This window comes from Halostagnicola bangensis (genome assembly GCF_054653435.1).
In genome coordinates, this window is the sequence record NZ_BAAIGG010000002.1 from 3,122,894 (window position 1) to 3,141,367 (window position 18,474).

12 protein-coding genes and 3 pseudogenes are annotated in these 18,474 nt (G+C 48.4%); 7 read left to right on the forward strand and 8 right to left on the reverse strand.

All coding sequences use genetic code 11. From position 1 onward, the window contains the following. The first annotated feature begins 97 nt into the window (after positions 1 to 97). The 6 genes and pseudogenes from ACYQ14_RS17290 to ACYQ14_RS17315 all read left to right on the forward strand — a co-directional run bounded on the left by ACYQ14_RS17290 (position 98) and on the right by ACYQ14_RS17315 (position 6,054). Positions 98 to 964 carry an FkbM family methyltransferase gene (locus tag ACYQ14_RS17290; RefSeq protein ID WP_459889707.1) on the forward strand — a complete coding sequence of 289 codons (867 nt, stop codon included), beginning with the start codon at positions 98 to 100 and terminating at the stop codon, positions 962 to 964. A gap of 154 nt (positions 965 to 1,118) precedes the next feature. After that, positions 1,119 to 1,553 (forward strand): annotated as a pseudogene (locus tag ACYQ14_RS17295) (transposase); the annotation flags it as partial. Then, a pseudogene (locus ACYQ14_RS17300) lies at positions 1,531 to 2,159 on the forward strand (IS6 family transposase). The pseudogenes ACYQ14_RS17295 and ACYQ14_RS17300, both read left to right, overlap by 23 nt. A 109-nt stretch (positions 2,160 to 2,268) precedes the next feature. After that, entirely contained in the window at positions 2,269 to 3,558 is a 1,290-nt protein-coding gene (locus tag ACYQ14_RS17305; protein WP_459889708.1) for an oligosaccharide repeat unit polymerase, read from the forward strand. A gap of 437 nt (positions 3,559 to 3,995) precedes the next feature. After that, a pseudogene (locus tag ACYQ14_RS17310) lies at positions 3,996 to 4,837 on the forward strand (IS1595 family transposase). A gap of 110 nt (positions 4,838 to 4,947) precedes the next feature. Continuing rightward, positions 4,948 to 6,054, forward strand: coding sequence for a glycosyltransferase family 4 protein (locus ACYQ14_RS17315; protein WP_459889710.1), 1,107 nt, complete (start codon positions 4,948 to 4,950; stop codon positions 6,052 to 6,054). 25 nt (positions 6,055 to 6,079) lie between these two features. On the opposite strand, the gene ACYQ14_RS17320 is transcribed toward ACYQ14_RS17315, so the two are convergent. The 5 genes from ACYQ14_RS17320 to ACYQ14_RS17340 form a co-directional block, all read right to left on the reverse strand. After that, the gene (locus ACYQ14_RS17320; protein WP_459889712.1) at positions 6,080 to 7,570 is read right to left on the reverse strand and encodes an asparagine synthase-related protein; all 1,491 of its coding nucleotides are present in this window, start codon (positions 7,568 to 7,570) and stop codon (positions 6,080 to 6,082) included. 211 nt (positions 7,571 to 7,781) lie between these two features. Next, a complete protein-coding gene (locus tag ACYQ14_RS17325) occupies positions 7,782 to 8,873 on the reverse strand; it encodes a glycosyltransferase (RefSeq protein ID WP_459889714.1) in 1,092 nt (363 codons plus the stop codon). Further along, complete coding sequence (locus ACYQ14_RS17330) at positions 8,870 to 9,694, reverse strand: hypothetical protein (protein ID WP_459889716.1); 825 nt, start codon at positions 9,692 to 9,694, stop codon at positions 8,870 to 8,872. The genes ACYQ14_RS17325 and ACYQ14_RS17330 overlap by 4 nt, the downstream gene beginning before the upstream one ends. Positions 9,695 to 9,754: 60 nt before the next feature. Further along, entirely contained in the window at positions 9,755 to 10,858 is a 1,104-nt protein-coding gene (locus tag ACYQ14_RS17335) for a glycosyltransferase family 4 protein (RefSeq protein ID WP_459889717.1), read from the reverse strand. Between the two features lie 120 nt (positions 10,859 to 10,978). Continuing rightward, a complete protein-coding gene (locus ACYQ14_RS17340; RefSeq protein ID WP_459889719.1) occupies positions 10,979 to 11,746 on the reverse strand; it encodes a class I SAM-dependent methyltransferase in 768 nt (255 codons plus the stop codon). Positions 11,747 to 12,482: 736 nt separating this feature from the next. On the opposite strand from ACYQ14_RS17340, the gene ACYQ14_RS17345 reads away from it, so the two are divergent. Then, complete coding sequence (locus tag ACYQ14_RS17345) at positions 12,483 to 14,954, forward strand: MFS transporter (RefSeq protein WP_459889721.1); 2,472 nt, start codon at positions 12,483 to 12,485, stop codon at positions 14,952 to 14,954. A gap of 75 nt (positions 14,955 to 15,029) precedes the next feature. On the opposite strand, the gene ACYQ14_RS17350 is transcribed toward ACYQ14_RS17345, so the two are convergent. From ACYQ14_RS17350 to ACYQ14_RS17360, 3 genes are all read right to left on the reverse strand, one after another. Next, positions 15,030 to 16,448: an ATP-binding protein gene (locus ACYQ14_RS17350; RefSeq protein ID WP_459889723.1), complete on the reverse strand. Its 1,419-nt coding sequence runs from the start codon at positions 16,446 to 16,448 to the stop codon at positions 15,030 to 15,032. Between the two features lie 203 nt (positions 16,449 to 16,651). After that, positions 16,652 to 17,737, reverse strand: coding sequence for a glycosyltransferase family 4 protein (locus ACYQ14_RS17355; protein ID WP_459889725.1), 1,086 nt, complete (start codon positions 17,735 to 17,737; stop codon positions 16,652 to 16,654). 155 nt (positions 17,738 to 17,892) lie between these two features. Next, positions 17,893 to 18,393 carry an ArsR family transcriptional regulator gene (locus tag ACYQ14_RS17360; protein ID WP_459889727.1) on the reverse strand — a complete coding sequence of 167 codons (501 nt, stop codon included), beginning with the start codon at positions 18,391 to 18,393 and terminating at the stop codon, positions 17,893 to 17,895. Positions 18,394 to 18,474 lie beyond the last annotated feature (81 nt).

Below are 18,474 nucleotides of genomic sequence, written 5' to 3' on the forward strand. Positions count from 1 at the left end.
TTGCGGACAGAATCATGATGTGAATTGTGGTGCTTGTATAGGACAAGGTTTCGATAGCAACAAAGTATTTAATAATATTGGCGATTGATTCTCATTAATGATAGAATTGTTCTTGAAGGGATTTCGGATAGCGAGATCAGAAGGCATTGGATCATTCATACACAAAATATGGAGATACGTACTATTTTATAGCGGAATGAGCATGAATAATTGGCTCATTCAAAGAGGAATGTTCTTCATATATTGGCTACCATATGGTCGAATTATCACTAGATCAAATGGTGACTGGGTTATTCATGATCTCTTCGGAGAAAACCACTTCCACTGCCCAAAATTAGAGGATACATTACGGTATACTAAGCCATATAGAGAAAAGACACATCTCTATTACTTCGAAAATGAGCCTTGCCAAGTGGAGACCGGTGACATTGTGTTTGATATTGGAGCATTCCTAGGAATAAGCTCAATAGTTATTGAAGACGTGGCTAAAAAAGTATACGCTATTGAACCAAGTCCCAGAAACGCCGAGTACCTTCATAAGAACACACAGAATTACGAAAATATTGAGGTTTTGAACGTAGGCGCCTGGGATCAATCGAGTACTCTTGAACTTCAAGAAGGAAAGCATAATAGTGAGGATTCAATAATTGATCCGGATGATGGGGGAACTGGAACTAAAGTTGAAATAAATGTAGATACAATTGAAAATATTGCCAATGATATCGGAGTTGATAAAGTTGATTTATTGAAAATTGAGGCGGAGGGGGTTGAACCAGAGGTTGTTCAGGGCATAAATGAGTTAGAAATTGGTAAAATTGTTAGTGCATGTAATGCCGAACGTCATGGAAAAACTACAGATGAGGAGGTTCGTATGATACTTGAGAATAATGGGTATATAGTGTCTGTTGACAAAGATCACCCGTACAACATTCTCTGTGCGTTACCATCTGATAATAGTGTATAGACACACGTTTTACTTAAGAATAATTCGGTACTTGTATTTTTGATATCGGAATTAACCCATTTACGCTCTTCTGTAGGAGGTTGTTGATACTGTTCAGTAGTCGTTGTGGGATCGAAGAGGGCAAGAACACCGCGTCAGCCGTTGTCCGATACGTATGATTCCGATATATGTGTTTGGACCGGAATCGGTCGCAGTGAACCTGTTACAGCAGATTCGCTGGCGTAACGGAGTTTCCTGTCCTCGCTGCCGTTCTGACCGCATGGTCAAGAACGGGAGCTTTGGTCACTTTCAGCGCTATCTCTGTAAGAATTGCGACCGTACGTTCAACGACAAGACTGGCACGATCTTCGCCCATTCGAAGATTGTGCTCAGAAAGTGGCTGTTCTCGATTTGCGCGTTTCTCCGCTTTAACACGAGTCTCCGCCAGCTTCAACCCGAAATCGATGTACAGTACAAGACGGTCTACCAGCGCGCCTTCGCTCACCCCGTTGACCCGGTCGAGATCGACGAAGTTTACGTCTATGAGGGGATGAAAGGCCGCGAGCGCGACCGGCCGTCGCACTCGCGTGGCCTCTCCACGCGCGGACGGCAACGCCGTTAGGGCATTCGCCGTCCGTCTCCACGCCACCGGTTGTTCGCTTCGGGAGACAACAGCAATTCTCGCTGAATTAGGCGTGGAACGCTCTCATGGAGCAGTTTGGAATTGGGTTCATCGCCTGGCTGACAGCGTTTCTGACCCTCCGTCGGCTTCGCCGACGTGGGTCGCGGTTGACGAGACCGCTGTCAAAATTAACGGCGAATTGTCTTGGTTGTATACTGCAATAGACCTCGACACAAAGTTGATTCTCGACACCTAGTTGTTCGGACGCTACGGCACCGATCCGGCAGCTGCGTTCCTGCATGGACTCCACGAGAAACACGATCTCTCCGAAACCATGTTTCTCGTCGATCAGTTTGGATATCGGACTTCCCTTGCTCGATTGGGGTTGAACGGTCGGGTTGACTATACTGATCGAAACTTCATCGAAAGTGGTTTCACACGCTCAAAATGCGAGTTGATCGTTTCCATAACTCGTGGGTGGGCAGTCGGGCGAGCGCACGCGAATGGATTGAACAATTCGTACATTACTACAACCATCAAAGACCGCATCAATCGCTCGACGGACGAATGCCAGCTGACGAGGTGCTAAACTAGACAGTACCGATAGCCAATACTATCAATGATCAGATATATTTTTTAGTTACAAGATTATACAAGAAGCTCAGGTTTAATGTTCCTCCGCGACAATTATAAAAGAGTATCCATGGAACAGACAATATCTATCTTAATACTTTTTATCCTATCTATCTTTATTGTTATTAACGAGGTGAGAAGATCGAAAATCGATGCGCTATTTGTGTTTAGTCTTTTTTATTTTGGAGCATTTGTATTTGTACCGGCGCATATAATATTATGGAGAAGCATATTCACACCTTCACATTATATGCAACCATCTGGGGATCCAATCCTTGCTGTGTTAGCTATAGCGGTATTCTATATTGTTGTTGTAATAGTCTACGATTCAATTCCAAAACTTGAGCCAAAGTTTGAACCGAAAGTATCTAAGCGCTTTACTGTTATAAGTGCCGCAATTTTAATCACAATCTCATCAATATCAATGATCGTATATATGCTCCAATTTGATTCAATGATAGTACCCATCCGTGATGCTGCTCTAATAAGGGCAGGTAGTGTTACAGGGGGGAGTCTCGTCTTCACCAAGACATTAGTACCTTTTTCCTTTCTAGCTTTTCTACTTATCTATTCTTTATTCTTACGAGAAGGGGCAAGCAGTAGGGTTATTTTATTTGGTTCCATCACAATACTTTTATCATTACTAGCCTTCACTTTATTATCTGGGAGAAGATACATAATCGATGTTATATTAGTTATTTCTATAACAATTTTATATCGGTCTGAACGAATTAGGTTTAAAAAAATAGCGCTCTTATCTGGAATCGCACTTAGTGTCCTTGTGTTTGGTAATGCATTCTTTTCTGCATTATTTATTGGTCCTGAAAGGTTTTTAACAGAACTATCTGAGATAAGCCTATTTGGGATATATGTATCATTAATTCAAATATTTTCTCATATATATATCAGTATTGAATTAGCAATACAGCAAGATAGCATTCTCTATAGAGGTGTACTTGATTACATACTTGGCCTATTTCATTTGCTTCCTGAGCGGGTATTAGGTATTGCACCACCGGACACCGTTCTTGATGCACACACTAATAAAATGGTTGGTGAAAATGGTAGTACTACTCCGCCGGGTATTGTTGCCTTCGCATGGTACTCTGGTGGATGGATTGGAATAATAATTCATGGTATGCTTCTAGGGACCCTATTCAAATTCATAGACGAGATTTTTTTCACAAATCGTGACAATCCAACTGTTCTTATCATATACGTCTCCCTTACTATCATCATTGCGTATTTCTTTATTCGTAATGGCAGTCCTAGGTTAGTATATCGAGGAATGATTACGTGGATTCTGTTTATAATATCTGTTACAATATTCTATTATATTTATAGCAAAGTCAATAACTGATTGACTAGCCTGGTGGGATGAGAGTCTGCTAAGTTCCCATGCATGGATGAAAGGGGATGGCAAAAGCTGACAATTAGACGGCGCAGTCAGAAGCGCGTGGCACTAATTAGCCGAAATACCAAGGAAGCGCCATCATGAGACCAAGCCCGACTGCCCGGGAGGCAGTCGGGCGATGACCTCGAATAGGTGCAGCTCCTCCATGTATCACCATCTCAGAGGAAGCTATGTACTACCCCAGAATTAACATTCATAAACGTGACTCGTACATCGCTGTGTTGGACGACGACGGTGATGTGGTCGAAGAGGTTCGCGTCATAATGATTTAGACGTGATTTGAACAGTTCAGAATTCGGCGAGTAGAAGGGTGTTACTGCTCGTTCACCAAGATAGTGATCGCACATCCCGACCAGTCGTAACTTCCAGTAACGAGGAGTTCGTTGGTTGCTGTTGATGGACAGGACTCGATAGACGTGTTCCTTCCAGAGCCGGAAGACTGCTACGAGCGACTCCGTCGCGCCGAAGCAGGCGCGACGGTGTCGTGCGTTTATTTCAGAGAGAGATCCAGTTATCAAGAAGGGGACGACCTGTAAAGACGCCCAGCAGTAACGGTGTCAAGAGTGTGAGGCGTATTTCAACGATCCCATGGGTACGTTTTTTGAGCACCGCAAATTCCCGGTCGAGGAGATGTTCTATACGATCAAGGAGATGCGATCTGTGCCGACCGCACAGATCGCCTCGGAATTGGGTCGGGACTACGAGCGGGTTGAACTTCCGCCACGATTTACAGGAACGGTGTGGAGAACTGTACGGTCTCATGCTCTCGGATGTGTGAAGCCGACGAGATTTACGTGGCAGCTGGTGAGAAAGGCATCGAAAACGAGGATGAGAGTCCGCGCAAGCGCAGACTTAAAAAGGGACGAGCGAGTTTCGAGTCAGACAAACCGCCAGTCGTGACGCTCGTCCTCGCTCCGACGGACGAGTTGAGTTTTTGGTTCGAGAGAATCTCCAGGACGTAGATAAAGAGATTACTGAACTGGGCGATGGAACGGTGATTCTGTGTACTGACGAGCACACGACCTACGACGATGACACGTACGTGATCGGTGACATTCACGTCAACAGTTGTGAGAAGCGCCACAGCTTCCTTCGCCAATAGCTAGCGAAGTTCACAGGCGTCTTGAAGCATCATCTCCAAGAATATCTCAACTTGCTGGCTATTTTGCTGAACAACGACACCAACTGGTTCAGCAAAATTCTGAGTTACGAGTTATCGAGATAAGCAACCTTCTCTAACCCATTACAGGGTGTTTGGGTGCGCTCGTTCTTCAACCCCTCATCTATACAGCCCCTCCTTAACTTATTAATGACTGGACGATATAGTCTCTACAGATGACGCGTGTGTGCTTCATATCTTTATCAGCATATGGATACTTTAATAATGACCCAAGTGCCGGTGGAGGAGCACAACGCCAACTCTATCTTATCAGCACAGAACTCACAGAGGTTTTTGATGTGCATTTTATTGTTGGAGATTATGGTCAGCCAGATATTGAAATTCGGGAAGGAGTAACCCTACACCGAGCTTACACACCTAATCGATCTGCATCTGCATTTCAACGAATTAATCAACTTTATCGTCTTTGGGAGTCTCTACGTGATGTCGATGCAGATGTGTATATTGTCAGGTGTCATCCTCGAAAATTGTCTGTTCTATATCCACTTATCACCTGCCTTGGTCATCCGCTCGTATACCATGTAGCTGCAGACTCATTTGTGGAAAGATCTCAACTAGATATATCTAACCTTCAAAAGAAGGTGTATGATCACGCTTTAAACTCTAATTTGAGTATAGTAACACAGACCCCATATCAAGCTAACCAAATCCAAAGTAATTGGAACGAGCCATCAACTACCATACCGAATGGATATACTTCTGTTGATGCTGTTGACCTCCACAAAAATCGAGAACACTATCTTTGGGTTGGACGTCTTAATAAGGTTGAAAAAAGACCACATCTCTTTTTAGATATTGCTGCTGAGTTCCACAATCAAAAATTCATTCTTATTGGTTCTACAGATGGTCAAACAGAATATGCAGACAAAATCATCAATCGTGCATCAGATATGGAGAACGTGAAATGTGAAATAAACGTACCACCGTCTGAAGTACATGATTTTTATCGCCGAGCAATTGCAGTTATTAATACTTCTAGGGTAGAAGGGTTTCCAAACACGTTTCTTGAAGCATGGAGATATGCGACACCTGTTCTGTCATTGAAAATAGATCCTAAACGGTTCTTGAAAACAGATACTGAGTGTTCAGGCTATGCAAGTAATGACCTTTCAGCCCTTAAGTCACATGTTGATACACTTTCAAACGATACACAAAAGAGAAAGAATTTAGGAAAGTCTGGAATGAAATCTTTTACCAAAAACTATCATTTGGATACTGTTTCTGGCAAATATGAGAGGTTACTAAGAAATATAATGTGTTAATTATTAATTTGGAACACATATGGCATCACTTTCGCACAATATTACGTGCAGTTTGGTAGGTAGCAGCATGTACTGGACCAATTATTCCATTAATACGATCTAAGGAACTTGTGTCTGTATTTGGAACGTTAATCGAATAAGTGTCTAAGAAAATTGTTAATGATGCTAGCCATGCGACAATATCATCTACTTTATTCATCGAAATTGTTGATCCATGTGTCCAAATACGAAACAACCGGTCTATAGCCTGTTCATTAAAGAGATGGTCTACTACAGGCCCACTATTGATAAGATCAATTAGTTGGGTTCGAAGATCATTCCGTAACCAAACACCATATTTGTGAGAATGTGTGTATAATTCATCATTAGTTGCTGTATTATCCTTGAATAAGTTTCCCCGCTTTGCATCCGGAATAGTATGCAGAGATCCTGGCAATTGTTTTAGTAGTTTTTTATAATGAGAAAGTCCGCGTATTTCTGGTTTTAAAGACCACATCAGTTCCACTACCTCGGGTGATGTGAATAGTTGGTGTAATGGAGTTCGCTCAGCTACATGAGTCATACATGATTGAAGACCACGCCGCATGTAGTGTAACTGTTGTTCGATCTCTTGATACTGGTATAATTCACTCCGATTAGTGCGGGATCGATAGCCATATCCATCTCCATAAACAGTATGAGAGTGCTTTGAAATTACCTTTTGAGGTAGTAGACCAAATTTATTTAACCGCTTTGGAATGATCGGATCCAGTTGTGTCACTTTTGAACCAGAGTATTCTCCACGGCCAATACTATTTCCATAACTCCCAGCGATAATAACATCAACGTTATTCTTCTCTCTGATCTCCGGAAGTGCATGTAGATGATAAGGCGCAAATTCGGCACCGAGTTTGCCAGTGAGGATTATATTATCCCATAGCTGTTCTGGAGATAACTCAATGTGTTCAAAATCCCACCCAAAGTCTACAGAAATTCTTTTTGCATATTCCACATCTTTACACCCATTAATGCCCCAGGTATATGCCGATACTGAATCAATATATCCTTCTATCTGAAGTTGCCGAAGAATTCCACTAACGACTCTACTATCAAGACCTCCAGAAAGAAGTATACCCACGGATTTTGCATTCGAAATGTATCTTTTTGCTTCATCATACAGCTTTGTTTTTAGCTCATCTACAATATCATTGTCTGGTCTAATTCTCGTATTATGGTTTGGAATGTCATGAAACGACCACCCTGATTCTGAAGGCTTAGCTAACCAAGGACTTCTTCTAACCCCTTGTACAAGTGTTCTGTCTGCAAATAGTCGTCGATAAAACAATATTTCAATAACACCCGAAACATCTAGCTCACGTTCTGATTTAGGTATATTTTCAATTATATCACCAATATCCAAACTTACATAATTTGGGTTTGGATTCCTATAATACGGATAATGACTTCCAATATGTGTAGTGGTATTAAGCCAGTCTGGCCATCCTGTTGGTAATGAGTTTTCAAACCTGTCCGACATTGTGATACCTTCATTTATTCAAGCAGAGAAATAAAACATTCGCCTTAGATACCAATTAACCTCCTACTAGAATAGCCGAAAGTGAGAACTGCTGTGAAACCTCAACAGTCGTTATCAATGGCCCTTCAAACACTACCACTTCGTGCTGGTATTGAAGTCACGTTCCCAACACCTATCTATCAAGGTGGAACCCCACGCTCGGCTAAACAGGCTATTCATATAACTGTGAAAACTCCGACGCCATTGATTGAAGAGTAAAATTCGTTTCTGCACGCTTCTGTGCACCCTCAGCAAGCTGTTCTCTTTTGTCGATATCCTCGAGTAAAGCTATGAGTCGACCCGAGATCTGATCCGGAGATTTCACAGTAACAAATAATCCTGATTCCCCATCAACGATCAACTCGGAGTTTCCATCGACGGGAGTACAAACAATAGGCAATCCGGCAGCCATCGCCTCGAGTAACGCCCCAGGCAATCCCTCAAAGTGCGAGGGAAAAACGAAGATGTCCAATAGGGCAAGCAATTCCGGTACATCATCCCGCATTCCAAGAAAGCGAACACTCGAGGCACAGCCAAGGGCTGTCGCAAACTTTTGCAATGCTTCTCGCTCCGGTCCGTCTCCAACGAGGAGCAGTGTTGCGTTCGGATAGTTCTCCAAGACAGTTGGCCATGCTTCGAGCAGATCGTAGTGCCCTTTACGCTCGATGAGCCGTCCGACTGTCCCAATCACGGGCCCTTTGTCGATCGCGAGTTTATCTGAGAGTTCTGAGGGGGCTTCAGCCGACGAATAGCGCTCAATATTCCGTCCGTTGTATATAACGGAAACCGAATTGGGATTCGCACCGTTTTCTACAATCCACTCTGCACCCGCTATCGAATTCGAGACGATATGATCTGAGAGTGGCAATGTTGCCCGATCGATAAGCGACCTAAACAGCGGTCGCTGATCCGGAACAGCTCGAACACCGGTGATGACAATGGTTTCCGGGCTGAGTGCTCCTGCTAGTCGAGCAAGTGTATTATCGAAGAAGAGAAACGATTGTAGAATTGGTGGGCGCTCTCGGCGAACAGATTGAAGGAAATACAATATGGCTACAATGTCGGTCTTATTTTCCGCACCGATACTTCGATATGTAACGTGTTCCTCCAGTTCGGATCGGAGCGGACCTCTGTCTTGGATGGTCCAAACGGTCACTTCGTAGTCCGTTCTGGGCAGTGAATTTGCGAGATCTACCAGCGTTTTTTCGGCACCACCCTGCGTGAGGTTTCCGATGAGATACCAAATTTCCGTTTTTCCGGTCATTGCTGTAAATCCTGAAGATCAGGATGATCGGTATATTCAGACAATTGATCAGGGACTCGAGCGGTACCATCGTGATTGGATACTGCGTCTCGTACTCGTTGCCAGTTAACGTGTCTACGTAGGACAATAACCGGAATCGACTCGAGTTGTAATATCTTGGTCATGGCCAGTCTGTGTCGACCATCGACGAATAGGAACTCTCCATTCCGTCCAATATCGACTTTGATCTCGTCTAATGAGGGGACAAGGTAGTTCGCTCGTTTTGCATTGTCCAATGGATCGTTGCCTGAACGCTCTTCACCGGAAAGATAGCCGTTTTCCTTAATAGAGCGGTACAGTTCCTCAAGTTTCTCACATCGTTGATCGAATTCTTCGACGGTTTCGCATCCGAACTTCATTTCACCCGATTCAATCTGTGCCACAACTCGACGATAGAACTCGGTTTCTGACCAGGAAACCCCGTCTACGAATCGATCTTCGAAAGCGTGATACATGTCGTAGTCGTGGAAGGATTCGGTCGACTGATCCCAGTCGCCTTCAACTACCTGTCCAAGACTGGAGACATCATATTCCAACCCAGACATATAACGAATCTTGCCAGGGTCAACGTTGAGTTTCTTGTATGGATCTGGGAGAGCATCATGCTTACTCAGATTCGTACGTTTCCATCGAACGTATCGTCGATATACAGGGCCAATGGGACCCCGATATTTTAGGAATGCGCCACCTTTCCGGATGAGGCGAATAAAACCATCTTCCCGCAAAATTTGGAAGGCACGTTTTGCCGTATACACACTGGGAAGGTACTTTGTTTCGATCATAATGAGTATGCTATTTGAGTTCCAAAGATTTGGTGTAGAGTTCTTTGTTGACTTGTTAGACTATACGATCTCTTGGAGGTACCGGGTTGTCTCATCGACAGTGTTCTGCCAATCATAGTCACCGGTTTCGATCACCGACCGAGGCGAGCACTTGGTGTCTGAACCCGTCAATTCACGTTTAAGATCTGTCGAAAATTGTTTCGTGTTTCCGGGTGTAGCGGTTCGTCCGGCCCCCTCAATAATTTCAGAAACTTGTTCAAGGTCACTCATAACAACCGGAATATTAGTGGCCATTGCTTCTAAAACGGTCCGAGGAACGCCTTCTGAGTGGCTTGGCAGAACTAAGACATTTGAAACACGGTAGATCTCCGGCATTTCGTCGTAGGGTATATGCCCAAGAAATGTCACACGGTTCTCCAGATCAAGGTCACAAGCAATTGATTCCAAGTCACTCCGAAGAGGCCCTTCTCCACAGAAGTATAGTTCAATATCTGGGTAGGAATCTTGCACTTGTGCTACTGCTCGTACTACCTCAAGTGGCTGCTTCCCCTCAACCAAACGTCCAACAAACAAGATTACGGGACCTTCTTTTTCAATCAACCCACTCTCGGGTCCTTCGGGCGTAAATCGACCTGTATCGATTCCATTAGAAACAACTTCGATCCGACTTGACACAGCGAACTCCTGAACTCTTTCTCGGTCAATTTCTGTATAGCAAAATGCTACGTCAGCCTGGTTGAAAGCCCACCGTCCAACACTCCGCAGATACAGGTTGAACACCCACTTTGGCGCGTTCTGTGAGTACAACCCGTGGTTCGTAATCGCGAGTGGGATATCTCCCAGAAGCCGCTTCAATGCGGTCAGATTCGTCGAGAAATACAGGTGCGAATGGGCGTGTATCACGTCGAAATCGTCGGCTCCAGCCAGATACCACGCTAGGCCCGGACTGATATCGTTGCCCAACAGCTTCACAGCAGGATCGTATCGGACCAGTGTATACCCGTCCCGTTCCTCTACGTGCGGTAACTCGGGGTCGGTTCGAATCGTTACCACGGTTACGTCGTGGCCCATCGCAGCCTGATCGCGACTCATCGCGTGAACGTGGTACGGCCCACCGCCCTTCACGTCGGGATAGATCTTTTGTGCGACCCGGAGAATCCGCATTGGTAATCGAATACTCGAGTCACGTGTTATGTTATTCGGTTCGAAACAACAATTTTATAACCATTATTGGTATGGTAGAGTTAACTTATTCAAAGCAACCTGCTTTCGAGTGATACATCTTTAATGGGCTTCAGGATGGTCTGCTCGTGCAATATAGCGACAAGGCAAATAGCGGTGTGGAGCTGGGATTAATGTTGCCTTTGGAATTTTCCTCTGGAGGAGTACACCGACGTGAGTGTCCTTAGAGATGACCTCAAATCCCCTATTTGCTAATTCGCTCTCAATCCATTTTACACTTGGAATTGGGGCATGATATTCAGTTTTTGAGTTGATCAGCCTACGATACCACCCATATTCACTATCGGCATCCGGGTCGTATCTGATAGATCGATTCAAGACCGATGGTGTAACCGGATGCTCAATACATAACGTCTCATCTGCCAAATTAGTCACTTTATCCAAGAATGCAGTTTGGTCTTGTATATAATGGAGTACACCAAAGCAAATCACTACATCGAAAGTAGTATCAAAGTCATATTCCATTACATCGCCTATTTGAATATCGAGTTCGAAATTAAAAATATCATTAAAAATAGAATACACTTCTTCCCTTTCTGGATGGATGTCAATTGCTGTGACAGACTCTGCATTTCTATTCATAGCTTCAATGGAGTAGAAACCATGTTTGGGTCCGATCTCAAGGACAGATTTACCGCTTAGGTCCTTTGGAAGATGTTTAGTTTTCAACTTCTGGTTTCCTAGATGCACAAATCCATCTGTTTGTATCGATTCGGTGAATGGAATGGAATGGTGCCAATCGCGGCCACTTATTTTCTCCAAGATATCTTCATTAGAAACTGACGAGCGTATCAAGTGGCTATAATCCATTTCTACAATAGGTGTTGTTATAGCATCTTAGTATTTGTTTTTTCTGGGTTCGGAATGCATTCGGTTTGTCGGATGGTATTGGCAGATCAACAACACTCGAAGCATTGTCCGAGATCTCAATGGCTGTATCATGAATATTTTCGGTGATGCTGTCTTCTGCATCCTTATCAACACGAAGAATATGTGTTGTCACGCAATGGCGTCTCAGAACTCCAAGTAAGACACTTTGATCCCCCAGACTGAGGCATCTTCGACCAATTAACTAACATATCATTATTCGAGTCGGGTTGGAACAGCATATTATTGATGAGTAAATTGTCCCTGTTTACTGAAATCCTTGGCTGCTAGCAGTGCGGAAATCAAGATTTCATATTGAAATATCGTCGACTTCAATTTCAGTTAGGTTGTTGGAAAAGTCAAGGAATGCCCATCCCAACCATCAATAATCATACCATCTTCGATTGTATTCTAATCATCGCTACGATCATTATTTTCTCCCGAGGTGACGACAACATAGCCTACTTCGCCAGCTTCTGCTATCGTATGTGAGATTGATCGCACCCCCTCATCTACGAGTGTTCCGCCATTGAACTAAAATTCAGATAGGAGAAGCACGGATGGCCGCTTATGTTGTGAAGACTGATCCAATAACAATCAACTCAACCTATCAGTGCCCTCCTTCACAATTCCCAACAGAGCGAAAGGATGATCATGCCACACCCGGTCGTACGCGATAATGGCTGGCCTCCCAGATCCCGCCGAAATCGCCGACAGAGCGGCGACCTTCTGCGAAGAACGAGTCGACGGCGAGGATACACTCGAGGAACTCCTCGAGACCGACGTGAACCACGAGACGTGGACGTTCGAGGACCTTTCAATCGACTCTGGAACCTTCGGAGAGCTAGTCTCCAGAGATCTCGTCACCAAGGTCGATGGCGAGTACAAAGTTTCGAGCCGAAAGGGTATTCGAGCAGGGCTCGAGGGCGAGTCCATCACAACTAACGCTGAAACCAAGACCGACTACGAGTTCTCGAGCCCGATTTCGTTCGACAACCGAACGATGATAGCCCTTCTCGGCTCGCTCGTATTCCTCTTTTTCATGCGGATCTTGAACTTCCGGTCCGTCTTTCGGGGGGACGAGGTCGTCTCGCCGGGGAACGATCCCTACTTCTATCGTCACTGGACCGAACAATTGATAGCTGAATCAAACGGGATAACGGATTTCGGCGTGATTGCAAATATGCCCGATCGGGCCGCACGTACGCGGCCGTTCACCAACGCCGCGAACTGGTTCCTTGCCGAACTGCTCGGCGGCGATCAGTGGGCCGCGGATATGGTCGCCGCGTGGCTCCCCGTCGTCGCCACCCTCGCCCTCGGACTTCTCATCTACTGGCTCGCAGTGATCGTTACGAACGATGTCCGCGTCGGTATCGCATCCGTTGTCCTCCTCGCGCTCACACCGGTCCACGCGGTCTACTCGGGGGTTGGATTCCTCGAGCATCGCCTCCACCAGTATCTCTGGCTCGGCGTGACGCTGGTCGCGTTCGCCTGGCTCGCCGTCGACCTGCAACGCCGACGTGATCGAACGACAACCGATAAAGAACGGTCGACAGTCTCCACGGCAATTCGCGACCACCTGCAATCTCCGTGGACGTGGGTTACGGCGGTCGCACTCGGAGCCGGATTGAGTTTTTCATCCCTTGCATGGGGTGGCTCGGTGCTGATGTTCGTTCCCGCCGCGGCGTACGTCGGGCTGAAAGTCGCACTCGATGCTCGAGAGGACGTTTCCCCACTCATCGCGAATCTACCCATCGTTGGTGGTCTTCTCGTCGCGAGCGCCCTTACGGCGTTCCTTCATTTCCGCTGGGGCTGGCACGACGCGTTCGTTGCCATCGTTCCGGTCCTCACAGTCGCTGCTGCCCTCGCCTTCATGGCCCTCGGAGAACTCTGGCAACGTCTCGAGTGGCCGACTGGTGGACTGGTCGGTCTCGAGGCGATACTGGCCGGTGGCGGCGTCCTCGTGTTTCGATACGTGCGCCCCGAGGACTGGGCACGCCTCCGAGAACGAGCCAACGATGTGTTCTTCAGAGAAGGAGCAACCGAAACGGCGTCGCTGTTCTCGGCCGACATGGCCGTCATCCACGGCCCGTTGTCCCAGCTCGGCATTCAGTTCTTCGTCGCACTCGCGGTCCTCCTCTGGACCTGCTGGGTAGCGTACAAACGGTACGAGCCCGCCTGGTTGCTCCTCAGCGTCTACGTTGTCTTCTGGATCGCCATGGCAGCCATACAAGTTCGTTTCGCCGCCCAACTCGCGGTGCCCCTGTCCGTACTGGGCGGACTTGGCCTTGTCCACATGATCGCTTGGGTCGATCTGGCTCGAGTCCCCGTTCCGTTTCGCGAAGACGAGCCCGATGGCCGCTCGAGTCGACAAAGCGCCCCGACCCAAACGGCGAGAACTGATGGAAGCGGCGACGAAGAACCGAGCATCGTCTTCCCGAGCGATTTCTCGACGGTGTTCCACCTCGCCCTGATCGCGCTGATCGTCTGCGGGATGAGTCTGATATTCGTCCCCTCCTTGGTCGCACAGACTGCCCACGACGACGGGCAGGTCGACGCCGCGATGGCGATCGATGAACACGCTGAAGCAATCGACCGGGAATATCCGGAGAACTTCGTCCTGAGCGAGTGGGGTGACAACCGGATGTACAACTATTTAGTTAGCGGTGAATCGGATCATTACGGCTATGCCAACTCCAATTTCCAGGACTTCCAAACAGACGGCGATCCGGACGCCTGGTACGACCAGTTCGAGAGTGACAACGTCGGCTACGTCGTGATGACCGACACCGATTCCGACGTCCCCGCGAACACGACCCAGCACCAACTCCACGAGAACCTCGGGACCGGCAACGAAGAAGCCGACGCGCTCGCCCACTACAAACTCCTCGAGACCAACGAAGACGCCACAGCGTTCGCTGTCGTCCCAGGAGCGACTATCCAGACCACTACCGACTCCGACTCACCAGTCACGGTCACCACCGAACAAACGATCGGCGACGAGGCCATCACCTACGAACGCGAGGTCGAGCCCGAGGACGGCACCCTCGAGGTAACGGTTCCCTACAGTGGCGAGTACACGATCGGCGACGACACAATAGAAGTCGAGGAAGAAGACGTCCTCGAGGGCACCGAACTCCAACTCGAGTAACGTGAGATGGAGCTCTCTCCGAGACGGGGCACGAATATCGAGACGCTCCCGAACCGTCGCACCGATGAGAAACGATCAGCGGTCTTCGTCCGAGGCTTCCAGGGTGGAGACGACATCACCGAGAGAATACAGCCGGAGATCATCCCGATCGGTGGCTGCTTCCGTGACGGACGACGTGAATCCTGATCGGCTGAACAACGCATACTCGTATTTTGGCTCGCCGCCGCTCCCGGGCGTCCAATCGATGTACTCGACAGTGTTCTCGAGTCTCGAGAGCACATCGTATCCGAGCGGTGAGTTTGTGAACTTTGCTTCACCAGCGAGAAGCGTCTTCCCATCGGTCGGTGCAACGATATCGATCTCGTGACCTTTGTACCACCACTGTGACGGTTTCTCCGTAAGTCTGTACGCCGAATACAGTTCCGGAAGTGCCGTATGGCAAAGCGATTCGAAGGTCGTACTGACGAAGTCGGGTAACTCCGGTTCGATATGATCCTCGTATGCATTCTCCCCGTACAGTTCGTACTGTCCACTCCGCCCGTACAGATATCTGTAATAAAATCGGAAGACGGGATCCCGAATCCGATATCGAGTCCGTTTACTGCGTGTTGGATCGGCTAAGGCCGGATACTGTTTTTCGATAATCCGGAGTGTCTCGAGTCGGTCGAAGTAGTACGACGTGTTCGTACTATCGATTCCCGCGCCTTGTGCAACCTCGTTTCGACGTCGGTTTCCGCTGGCAATCGATTCTAAGAGGGAAAAATACCGATCAACCTCTCTGAGCTCCATTTGTAGCACGGTTTCTGGTTCGGAATGGAGCGATCCATCCGGATCACAGAGAAGTCGGATTACGTTCTCATCGAGCGTACTGGTCGGATCGATCGGCTTCAGATATCGCGGTGTTCCACCGAAGATTCCGTACGTGTATACACGGTCTTCGGCATCGTAGTCGGGGACGAACTCCTGAACCGTCTCAAAGGGAAGTTGCGTGAGTTCGATCTGCCCGTTCGGTCGCTGTGAGACACGACCGTACAGGGGTGCCCCACCGTCGAGAACGTGGGTGTGCATCATGCCAATTGCAGATCCCGTAAGAACGAGCGTCGCATGGCTGTCATCCGTATTTGTGTCCCACAGATGCTGGATGATCGACGGAAGACTGTCATCCGTATCGATGAGATACGGGAACTCGTCTACTACAATCACCGCATCTTGCGCCACAAGATATGAGAAGAGCGATTCCCACTCCTCTTTGATCGCTGTGATTCCGGGATACGTCGTTGTAGCCGCATCGACGAAACGGGATTTCTGCGTCGTTGGTGTCCCCTTGATAGCTTGGTAGTAAACGGCATCGTCTCGGTCACGAATTGATCGCCGGACGAGTTCGCTCTTTCCAATCTGCCGACGCCCATAGATGATTGCGAGTTCCGCATGTTCCGTTTCATAGAGCGCTCGCAATCGTTCGAGTTCTGAGACACGGTTGACGAACTGGTCCATATGCTGTTTTTGGTTTCACTGTTCGTAACTGTTCCGGAGTTATAGTTTAGACTATTATAGTGTAGACTCTAATAGTCTGGGTGATAGCTAGCTGGTGGATATCCATTGACTTGTATCCCAACCACAGGACCTGCACACTCGAGGGCACCGAACTCCACCTCGAGTAACACCAAAACAACGCCAACCCCCAAGCAACCAACCCCTCACTCCACGATCGAGGCCAGCGCCGCCGTCGTCCGGTCCACCGTCTCCGTCCATGCCTGTGACCCGCCGTCGGCCGATCCGCCGTCCTCGAGCGCCTCGAGAACGCCGCGCGCAAGCCCATCCACATCGCCGATCTCGAAGGTCCGCCCGTTCGGGCCGAGCGCGCTCGAGATCTGCTCGAGGTTCGAGGCGACCACGGGCGTCCCCGAGGACTGGGCCTCGAGGACGGTCCGCGGGAGCCCTTCGGCCCGACTCGGAAGGACGAGAACGTCCGCACTCCGATACACCTTCGGCATCTCGTCGTAGGAAAGGTGCCCGAGAAACTGCACGGAGTCACGAATCCCCAACTCGGCTGCCAGCGTCTCTAACTCCTCGCGTAACGCCCCGGAACCGCATAGAGACAGCGTCGCGTCGGGATAGCGATCCAGAACGTCGACCAGCGCACGAATTGCATCTTCGGGTCGCTTCCCCTCGACCAATCGGCCGACGAACAACAACGCGGGCCCCGTCGATGTAACCCGTTCACTCTCCGCACCGGTCGGCGTGAACCGCTCCGTATCGATCCCGTTCGAAACGACCTCGATCCGACTCGAGACGCTGAACTCCCGTACCCGCCGTTTATCAGTCTCAGTATAACAAAACACGACGTCGGCCCGGTTGAACGTCCACCGTCCGAGACTCCGCAGATACAGGTTGAACACCCATTGTGGCGCGTTCTGTGAGTACAGCCCGTGGTTCGTGATCGCGAGCGGAATATCTCCCACAAATCGCTTCAACGCGGCCAGGTTCGTCGCGAAGTACAGATGGGAGTGAGCGTGCATCACGTCGAAATCGTCGGCTCCAGCCAGATACCGCGCCAGCCCCGGACTGATATCGTTGCCCAACAGCTTCACAGCCGGATCGTATCGAACCAGAGTATACCCGTCCCGTTCTTCGACGTGCGGTAACTCGGGATCGGTTCGAACCGTCGCCACCGTCACGTCGTGGCCCATCGCGGCCTGATCGCGACTCATCGCGTGGACGTGGTAGGGACCGCCGCCTTTTACGTCCGGATAGATCTTCTGTGCAATACGAAGGATCCGCATTAGGTACTGATTCTCAACTCTCCTGTTATGTTATTCGGTTCGAAACACCGAGAGAGTTCGGTGGTCGGTGCGTGAAAAATAACCGTTCACAGCTACTGAGCCGAACCACCCTCGAGGAAACCATCTCTTATGGAGCGGAATACACGATCGATATCCTAGTCAACGGGATCAAGATCTGGCTCGTCGAACTCGAGTGCTTTCCCAACAGTTTCGGGAAGCTTAGGGCGCGGTGCCGACTCGTGGCGTTCAATTTTCTCGGTTTTGCGGGTCTTCTCATAGAGGGCGCGGGCGACTGGGAGGCCGCGCAGATACTTGTACTCGTGAAGAATCTCGCCGCCTCGCTCCGTGAAGCCGTAGAACTGTGAGGCAAGAGCGCGTTTCTCCTCGCTCGGTTCGTGCGTATATCGTGCGAGGATTCCGGCCTCGATCAGCGTCTCCAGTTGGTCTTTGATGGCTGCCTGGCTCTTCCCGATCATATACTCGAGTTCGGCGAGAGACATAAGGTGGGCGGGATGACCCAGAAGCTCCTGGATGATGAGGTGACGCGTATCCTGTGACAGCAGCTTGAACAGTCGCTGCTGTTCCGCAAACGGCCCCAAATCGGCCGTTCCGCTGTGGCTCTCGCTAATACGTGTCTCTACAAGTAGCGACGCCATAATTACCTGTCCTCGTAGCATCCACTTTATTACGAAGCTCGAGACAAGATCGACAATTCACAGGGAAAGCGGACTGAGTGC

Bases quoted from the DNA above. Each gene is read 5' to 3' on its own strand.
- ACYQ14_RS17290 (WP_459889707.1), top strand. From the start codon at position 98: ATGATAGAATTGTTCTTGAAGGGATTTCGGATAGCGAGATCAGAAGGC.
- ACYQ14_RS17305 (WP_459889708.1), top strand. From the start codon at position 2,269: ATGGAACAGACAATATCTATCTTAATACTTTTTATCCTATCTATCTTT.
- ACYQ14_RS17315 (WP_459889710.1), top strand. From the start codon at position 4,948: ATGACGCGTGTGTGCTTCATATCTTTATCAGCATATGGATACTTTAAT.
- ACYQ14_RS17320 (WP_459889712.1), bottom strand. From the start codon at position 7,570: ATGTCGGACAGGTTTGAAAACTCATTACCAACAGGATGGCCAGACTGG.
- ACYQ14_RS17325 (WP_459889714.1), bottom strand. From the start codon at position 8,873: ATGACCGGAAAAACGGAAATTTGGTATCTCATCGGAAACCTCACGCAG.
- ACYQ14_RS17330 (WP_459889716.1), bottom strand. From the start codon at position 9,694: ATGATCGAAACAAAGTACCTTCCCAGTGTGTATACGGCAAAACGTGCC.
- ACYQ14_RS17335 (WP_459889717.1), bottom strand. From the start codon at position 10,858: ATGCGGATTCTCCGGGTCGCACAAAAGATCTATCCCGACGTGAAGGGC.
- ACYQ14_RS17340 (WP_459889719.1), bottom strand. From the start codon at position 11,746: ATGGATTATAGCCACTTGATACGCTCGTCAGTTTCTAATGAAGATATC.
- ACYQ14_RS17345 (WP_459889721.1), top strand. From the start codon at position 12,483: ATGGCTGGCCTCCCAGATCCCGCCGAAATCGCCGACAGAGCGGCGACC.
- ACYQ14_RS17350 (WP_459889723.1), bottom strand. From the start codon at position 16,448: ATGGACCAGTTCGTCAACCGTGTCTCAGAACTCGAACGATTGCGAGCG.
- ACYQ14_RS17355 (WP_459889725.1), bottom strand. From the start codon at position 17,737: ATGCGGATCCTTCGTATTGCACAGAAGATCTATCCGGACGTAAAAGGC.
- ACYQ14_RS17360 (WP_459889727.1), bottom strand. From the start codon at position 18,393: ATGGCGTCGCTACTTGTAGAGACACGTATTAGCGAGAGCCACAGCGGA.